The organism is Devosia sp. (assembly GCF_028290645.1).
GTDB lineage: Bacteria > Pseudomonadota > Alphaproteobacteria > Rhizobiales > Devosiaceae > Devosia_A.
Genome location: NZ_JAQGJL010000122.1, coordinates 1 through 8,116 on the forward strand (window position 1 = coordinate 1; position 8,116 = coordinate 8,116).

Here is an 8,116-nt window from a genome sequence, read left to right on the forward strand (position 1 = left end):
AGATCATGTTCAACCAGCGCTAATCCGCGTGGCAAGCCCGGGGCAGGGGTGGGGCGATTTCAGGGCCTCACCCGTGCCCATTCCTGTTCCTGGCAGAGCACGTAGAGCACGCATCCCTTGAGCCGGATCAGGTTCGCCTGCAGCACCTCGATCGAGCCCGCATAGACGTTCCCATCCTCGGGATTGTAGATCTCGCCCTCATAATACTGGGGGTTCCGCGTCGGCCGCAGCGTCAGGATCTGCAGTCCCTGGATCGGGCGGTTCTTGAGCCGCGGATCCTTGTTGTTGACGTCGACAAACGTAGCAGGATCAGCCGCTTCGATCTGGGCGCCGTACTTTTCCGGCACCACGATCTTGGAGATATAGCCGCAATATCCGTCCCTGCAGGGCGCGATGGTCAGCTCGGTCAACGCCGTCGTCAGCCACACCCCCTCGATTGGCGAAGGCGGTGCCGCGGCGGAAACCGTGGCGAACTGCACCGCCGCGATCGCCGCAATCGCGGCCCCTCGCAATGAATTTCTGAACCAAGCCATGGACCGCTCCTGCCCGTCGCCCACGCCTCAAACCGCCGCGAATCGAGCCCTCGGCCCGAGACGGCAACCTGGGGGAAATGATGGCGCAACAGTTCGCCAAATCAATGGCAAATTCTGTGCAAGAATTTCGTCACCCGCATCCCGCGACACTTCTGCATCACTTCCCCGCGGCAGGTCCTATACTGCGAAGCCCCCGGCCCGAAAAACCGCTTGCCCCCCAGTGCATCAGCCGCTATCCCCACCCGCGACGGAGAGGTGGCCGAGTGGTCGAAGGCACGCCCCTGCTAAGGGCGCAGACCTCTAAAGGGTCTCGTGGGTTCGAATCCCATCCTCTCCGCCAGTCCACTAAAAAACGCTGGACGATCAGAACCTTCCTTGTAATCAATGGCTTGGCGCCGCCCGATTGGTACACACGGGTGGTACACACATGGTTCTGACGATGGCTCGTCCCTGGAAGCATCCGGACACCGGAATCTACTGGTTTCGCAAACGCGTACCTGACGCCCTGCGCGCGGTCGTAGGCAAGCGAGAGGAAAAGTTCAGCCTCAAGACCAGGGAGCCAGATGAGGCTAAGCGGTTGCATGCCGCAGCCTTGCTAGAGATCGAGACCCGTTGGGCCAACCTCGCTCAGCCAGAGAAAGGCGTCACCGAGCTCGAGGCGATGGAGTTGGCTCGCCCATGTTATGAGTGGCTCCGACAGACCTTTGCGGACAATCCCAGCGAACAGACGGTTTGGGACCCCGATCTTTACGATCAGCTATTCACCCCGGTATCTTATGCGCCGGTCGGCTCGCTCTCGGAGTTCCTGTTGGCCGCACCTAGTCCAAGCCTCAAGCGGGAGAGCATGCTTGCGGTCGTCGTTGAGCGTTCTGATGACATCCTTCGCAAATCAGGGACCCGTCTGACCGCTATCGGCATCGACCGGTTGCGCAAAGCGGTGGCGGCTGCGCTCCAGGCCGCCGCATTGGATCTGCGGAAGTTGGGCCAGTTTGCGCCGTTCTCCGCAGGCTCGATGAATGCTCCGCCGGTTCATACCCCGCCGACAAAGACGTCACCCGCTGTCACCTTCCTCAGCCTGGTAGAGGGCTGGGCGCTGGAAAAGCGGCCGGTCGAGAAGACCCGATACATGTGGGAGCGGGTCTTCAAGGAACTCGCCGGCCATGTCGGGCATGCTGATGCGGCGCAGCTTACCGCCGATGACGTCGTCCGTTGGAAGGAGGAACTGCTCAAACGAGGGCTCAGCCCGAGGACGGTGCGGAACAGCAAGCTTGCACCGCTCAACGCTGTGCTGCGTTGGGCAGCTCAGAACCACAAGTTGGCATCTAACGTCGCCGAGAAGGTGGATGTGTCTGCAAAGGCAAAGCCCGGGCAGGGACGTCGTGGTTTCACCGACGACGAGGCGGACAAGATCTTGGCGGCGGCGCGGCTAGAGAAGGCGGCACACCTGCGCTGGCTGCCGTGGCTGTCGGCCTACACCGGGGCTCGAATCTCGGAGCTTTGCCAGTTGCGGCGAGAAGACGTGTTCCAGGTGGGCAAGCACTGGGTCGTTCGCATTACAGCCGAGGCGGGAAGCATCAAGAACGTGCACTCGGAACGGACCGTGCCCATTCACAGCAGACTGATCCAACAGGGATTCTTGAAATTCGTGGATACGGTGAAATCGGGGCCGCTGTTCAAATCGCTGACACCTGATCGGTTTGGCAGCCGTGGCGGCAACGGAACGAAGGTTGTTGGGCGCTGGGTGCGGGATCTGGGAATTGATGACCCGCGCATCTCGCCGTCACACTCGTGGCGCCACCGACTGAGGACCCTCGCTAGGCGACATGGCCTTGCCAGGGATTTGGTCGATGCGATCACCGGGCATGAACGAGAATCTGTGGCTGACCAATACGGGGAGTATGAAATCTCGGCGCTAGCACGCGAACTAGCGAAACTTCCGTAGGCGCCGAGATTGTCCTTTGCCGGTCACGGTGCGCGGTGGCTCGAAGCACTGCGGCGTAGAGTTTCCGTGCAGGGCTACGATGTCGAGGTTGAGGCTCGCAGAGACCTGCCGAAGATTGTCGTAGTCGACAGGTCGCGCGCCTCAGTGCCGTCACGCAACGGACAGCCAGCAGTAGAGATAACGGGGTACATCGCGCAGGCAGTGCGACCGCTTTGGGGGCAGCGCGAAGCCAACTGGATACGGCCAATTCGGAGCCCGAATTCGCGATGCATTTGGGCAATTCTCCAATGGGCTATTTCGCACTTGGCATTAGGGCGCTTCACTCCACCACCGGTTCGCGGCCCGACTACAGGCTGGGCGGTAGTCAGTTGAAGGTCCCGTTTAGCGCCGATTGCGTTGAAAAAGGGATGCGGCGAGGCTCTTCGGCGGCCCTCGCGAGATCCTGGCGGAATCGGATTCCTGACGGACCCCATCTCGAGCCAAAACTTGCCCCGCCCGATGCCTTCCGCGGTCCCGCAGGCAAGTTCATTTCAGCGACCAGCAAGCATCTCGCCGCGACCCGGCCTTTTTCAAACAATCCGCCAGAACCGGACCTTGGGCTGTCCCAACGTACGGAGGCGTCGAAGGCGGGGAGGGGCACGAAGGGATCAGAAGCTGGTGCTGCTCACGGCAACATCGTGAATCCAAGAGGGCCGTACGATCATCGGCGAATAGCCCATACGATATTCCGGGCTCGAGATCTGCTGGCAGAGTTGCGCGATGAGCTCGCCGACGGCAAAGTCGCGGTGCTCATCGAAGAGCCGGCCCACGTTGTAGGACCCCAGGCGCACGCTCGCCACCATGACGAGATCGAAGTGATTGTAGGCCTGGGGCTGATGGCGTGCGGCGCCTAACTCGCGTCGACCGGCCTCCGTTGGCCCGAACTCCACGATCCCAAACTCGCTGATCACGAAGTGCCTCACCTCAGCGTCGGCCTCGGCCTCCTCCAGCATCCAGGTAATCTCGAAAGTCGCCAGCATGTCGGCAGATCCGGGAAAGGCACCGGTCACGGCTTCACGATCGCTCGCGGCCACCTCCGACAACGGCGTGCCGACCGGAATGGTGCCGTCTGCCCCCAGGCCCGCAGGGTGAAAGTGATAAAGATTAATGCGCGGGAAGTGGCTGACCAATGCGACAAGGTAGTCGGTATCGACCTCGACCTCGGACACCTGGAGCGTGGCGTTTTCGTTAAGGCCGGTCTCGATCCAGAGACCTGCCTCAGGCAGGAAAGCCCAATGCTCTTCTAAGGCTGACTGCTGAACGAGCTGCAGGATCTGCGCGACCCCTTCGCTTTCGGTTGCTGATACGGCGTAGCGCACTGCGTGGGTGTCGTTCACCGTCAGCTCCGATCGAGCGACGCAGGGGCGTTCGGAGAGCGGCAGTCCGGGGCAGGGATCACGCCCGCTCGCTCCGGACGAGGCAAGTCCCCACCCTATCAGCAGGGCCAGTAGCGCAATCGAAGCTCGATACATCTTGCGTCTCCGCATGGGCGGGTGCCGCACCGGCGCCAGGTGCACGCCCTCGCATGCCATGATCCTCGGCCAGCTGGCGGGGGCTTGCCTTGGAAAATTTCTGAAATATTCTGAAGGCGTGGTTCATCGGTGAGCCGCGCAGGATCGCGCACGTTGCACAACCAGGCACGCCAAGCCGTCGATACTGGGTGGATTGAGTTCGGACCGTTCCGGTTCGACCGCGGCAGCAGAACGCTGTGGCGCGACGGCGCCCTAATGCAGCTGGGCGGTCGTGGGGCAGCGCTGCTGCAGGCGCTGCTCGAGGCCGACGGCGCGGTGGTGCCGAAGGATGCCCTGATCGCGCGGGCGTGGCCGGGCATTGTCGTCGAGGAAAGCAACCTCGCGGTGCAGATCGGGGGGCTGCGTAAGGTCCTTGGGCGGCGCGACGATGGCTCGGTGTGGATCGCGACGGCGGCCCGGGCCGGGTATCAACTGGTGCGCGAGGCCGCGGGCAACGGAGAAGGCAAGGGGATGCCGGCGATCGCGGTGCTGCCGTTCGTCGCGATGGACGAGGTGGGGAGCTTTGCCGACGGGTTCGTCGAGGACCTGCTTACGGCGCTGTCGCGGTTCAAGACATTCGCGGTCGCGGCGCGGACCTCGGCCGAGGCGTTCCGCAACGGTGGGACCGACGTGCGGAAGATCGCGCGGACCCTCGGGGTGCGGTACGTGATCGAGGGCAGCGTGCGGCGGACCGGCGACCGGATCCGGCTCACGGCGCAGCTCATCGATGGTGCCAACGGGCTCCATCTCTGGTCGGAGAAGCTCGACGGCACGCTCGAGGACATTTTCGACTTCCAGGACCGGCTCGTTGCTGGTGTCGTGATGATGTTCGAACCGTACATCCGGCAGGCGGAGATCGAACGCGCCCGCCGCAAGCGCCCGGAAAATCTCGACGCTTACGATCTCTACCTCAAGGCGCTGGCGCTGATGCGCGGCGTGGTGAGCAAGACACTCGATACATTCGACGAGGCGATCAACCTTCTGGATCAGGCCATCGCGCTCGATCCCGGTTTCGCACCGGCGCTTGCCCTCTGCGCAGGGGCCCATGAGAGCCGGCTGACACACGGCGGGGTCGCGCCGCAGGGTGTCGACGACAGGCGCGAGTTGCTCGAGCTCTCCGAGCGCGCGCTGGCAGCGGACAGCAATGACGCGAACGTCCTCATGACGACCGGCACGAACCGGTTGATGCACAATGGCGATGAGACGGGAGGGTTTCCGCTGCTCCTCCGCGCCGAAGCGCTGAACCCCAACAGTCTCGTCGTTGCGAACGTCACGGCCTTCTGCTTCTGGCATGCCGGCCGGACGGAAGAGTCGATTGCACGGTTCTCCCGAGTCATTGCGATGGCCCGAACGGCGCCGGAGGTGGTGTGGCCGATGAGCGGGCTCTCGCAGGCCTATCTGTCGGCGGGGCGGTTCGAGGAGGCGCTGCACTGGGGGCTGAGGGTGCTCGAGAGGACCGACAAGCTCGACTTCGCCCATTGCCAGGTTGTGGCGGCCTACGCCCACCTCGGGCGGCAGGCCGATGCCGAGGCTCGGCTGCGAAAGACCCTTGCCCTCTGGCCGGACCTGACGGTCGAACGGCTGATCGGACCGAAAGCGACGCCAAGAGCGCGGTTCCGGTTCCTCGAAGAAGGTCTCTTGAAGGCTGGCCTGCCGGCAATCTAGTCAATGGGGCCGTCGGAACCGGGCGAACCGGGAAGGGTCTTGGGGTAGAGTTCGTAGTCCGATTGCTTGTCTATCGGCACATAGAGACGCTCGCGCATCGCGGCATCCACATCGAAGTTGAACATGAGTTGCGGCAGCCCGACGGGCACATTTGCCACGCGCTTGTTGACGACGACCGGGGCCGCGAACTGCGTCAGCCCGATCGCGTAGAGGTTTTCGGTATAGACGCGCTGGTATCGCCGCATCAATTCAACCCGGCTTGCAGGATCGCTGGTGCCGATGAAAGCCTGGACGATCTCTACGAGCTCCGCTTCGAAAGGCAAAAGATCCAGCGTGCCGTCGGTGCCGACCCGGTGCGCCCGATGGACACGCGGACCAATCGGGGCGAGTTGCGGGGTGCCCTGCACAACGGCGATGAACTCGGTGTCGGCGCGATTGAGCGTCCAGTCGAAGCTGCCGGCCTGTTCGAGCGCCAAGCGTTGGTTGCCCCCACGAAAGTCGATGATCACCTGCAAGCCGGCTGCGTTGAGTTGCTCTGTAGCAGCCTCGACGATCGCCACTTCGAGCATGCTGTCGTTGGGGGCAAGGAAGACGATCTGGACGTTACCGCCATCGAGCGTACCCGGAGGCCAGTTGACGAAGCCGTCGCCGTCTCGATCTTCGAGGTCCGCCTTGGCGAAGTGACTGGCCACCATCTCGGCGGACGGCGGATAGTACGACGTCGACGCCGCATCATAGTAGGGCGTGCCTGAAAGCAGACCGCCCGGATAGACGGCGGTGAACGGGCCCTTCACGAGGGCCTCTCCGATGCGCTGCCGGTCGAGCGCACTGGTTACTGCGATGCGGAAGTCGAGATTTCGATTGAGCTCACGAACGGCCTGCGCGCGGGCATCGGGCTCGCCCCAGCCATTAGCCGACATGTTGAGGAGTAGCATATACGCGGCGGTGCGCGGGCCGAAGATCAGGGTGGAGGGCGCCGATGGCTCCGCGGCCCTCTTCAGGGCCTCGACGAAAGTATGCACCTGGTCCATGCCGCCGAAGTCGGCGGCTCCGGCGAGCGTTCGGACGCCGATGTCGTCCCAGCTACCGAGCAGGTAATGGACTTCGTCAAGGTAGGGCAATTGGTTCCCCGCCTCGTCGACCTTCCAGAAATAGGGGTTTCGCCGCATGACGACGATCTCGTCGGGGCGATAGACGACGGGCACCCAGGGCCCCATCACCGGCATGTTCATATACTCCGGCGGGAAGGCGTTCTTGTATGCCTCGTACGTGTTGTCCGGGTTGTACCGAGGGTGCTGGGGTTTGAGGATATGCGCCGGCCCCGGGCAGAAGTTGCCGAAGGCCATCTCGTAGAGGTATTGCGTCGGGAACGGCGACGAGAAGGTCCAGCGCACGGTGTAGTCGTCGAGGGCGGCGAGAGTGGTGCCCACCCCGAAAGTGTCCGGCATTGTACCAAGCAGCGGCGTCGCCAGAGGATCGAGGACGTGATCCTCCCAGTAGAACATCACGTCTTCCGAGGTGAACGGCACGCCGTCCGACCATTTTGCGCCCTCGATGAGGTGCATGGTCAGCTGATGGCCGTCCGCCGACCATTCCCAGCTCTTGGCGAGGTTGGGCAGCGGCTCGAGCTCGTCGGGCTTGACTTGGAATAGTGGCGCGGTTCGGGTGAGGCACTCCATCATCCCGAACTCGATGCCGCCCCATCCCTGCGACTGGCCGGCCATGAAATTCCATCCCTCGGGCCGCCCGCCGGTGATGTGACGGAGCACATCGCCGTAGACTCCGATGCCGTCGGGCATATTGGCCGCGGTGTAGACCAGCGGCTCTCTCGGCAGGCGCTCTTGAACTGGTGGCAGCCGGCCACTTGCAACGAAGTTGAGGGTCACCCAGTCGGGCTCGTGATACTCGGTCAGGGCACGAAAGCTCAAAATGTCCGAGATGGATACCAGCACCGAGTCGGACTGCTCCGCGAAATCGGGAGGGGGAGGTGGTGGCTGTATCGCCTGACCAAGCGCGGCAGCCGGGTGCCCGCCGATCGTTAGCGCTACAATCAATGTTGCGGCCAAGTCAGTTCGCATCTGGCATTCCGGACCTGCTCCGACAATTGTTCCAGATTTCTGCCACTCGGGCAACGACCGCTATGGGCCACAAGCGGCCATCATGCGCGCGTCCTCGAGCCAATCTGGAATGGTCGTGATGCTGAGATTGTCATTCTCTAACAGGCATTTAGCGAGATTGTATCGGAAATTCCCTCGACATTTCAGAGGGTTAGCGGGCCGATTCCATCGGGGTTTCGTGTCCCTCTCTCCCCGCCACTAATTCCTTTATATTACTTGGTTATTTGTTCTCCCAAGGGTGCCGCGGCTAACCCTCGGAAAGGTCGCGCCTCTTCGGCCTGGCAGGCGCGCGAAGCCAACTGGAGACGG

The 8,116-nt window shown here is 62.9% G+C and carries 5 protein-coding genes and 1 tRNA gene; 3 read left to right on the forward strand and 3 right to left on the reverse strand.

Annotated elements, in window-relative coordinates; genetic code table 11:
* Positions 1-59: 59 nt before the first annotated feature.
* Complete coding sequence (locus JWQ89_RS07000; RefSeq protein ID WP_299639595.1) at positions 60-533, reverse strand: DUF2147 domain-containing protein; 474 nt, start codon at positions 531-533, stop codon at positions 60-62.
* 249 nt (positions 534-782) lie between these two features.
* On the opposite strand from JWQ89_RS07000, the gene JWQ89_RS07005 reads away from it, so the two are divergent.
* Positions 783-873, forward strand: a tRNA-Ser gene (locus JWQ89_RS07005).
* An 87-nt stretch (positions 874-960) separates the two neighbouring features.
* Positions 961-2,475 (forward strand): site-specific integrase, encoded by a 1,515-nt coding sequence (locus JWQ89_RS07010; protein ID WP_299639596.1) that lies wholly within the window; start codon positions 961-963, stop codon positions 2,473-2,475.
* Positions 2,476-3,122: 647 nt separating this feature from the next.
* Here the strand turns inward: JWQ89_RS07010 and JWQ89_RS07015 are convergent.
* Positions 3,123-3,851 carry a hypothetical protein gene (locus JWQ89_RS07015; protein WP_299639597.1) on the reverse strand — a complete coding sequence of 243 codons (729 nt, stop codon included), beginning with the start codon at positions 3,849-3,851 and terminating at the stop codon, positions 3,123-3,125.
* A 288-nt stretch (positions 3,852-4,139) separates the two neighbouring features.
* Here JWQ89_RS07015 and JWQ89_RS07020 point away from each other — a divergent pair, with 288 nt between their 5' ends.
* A complete protein-coding gene (locus JWQ89_RS07020) occupies positions 4,140-5,690 on the forward strand; it encodes a tetratricopeptide repeat protein (RefSeq protein ID WP_299639599.1) in 1,551 nt (516 codons plus the stop codon).
* Here the strand turns inward: JWQ89_RS07020 and JWQ89_RS07025 are convergent.
* Positions 5,687-7,642 (reverse strand): ABC transporter substrate-binding protein, encoded by a 1,956-nt coding sequence (locus tag JWQ89_RS07025; protein ID WP_299639601.1) that lies wholly within the window; start codon positions 7,640-7,642, stop codon positions 5,687-5,689. The genes JWQ89_RS07020 and JWQ89_RS07025 overlap by 4 nt on opposite strands.
* Positions 7,643-8,116: the final 474 nt, after the last annotated feature.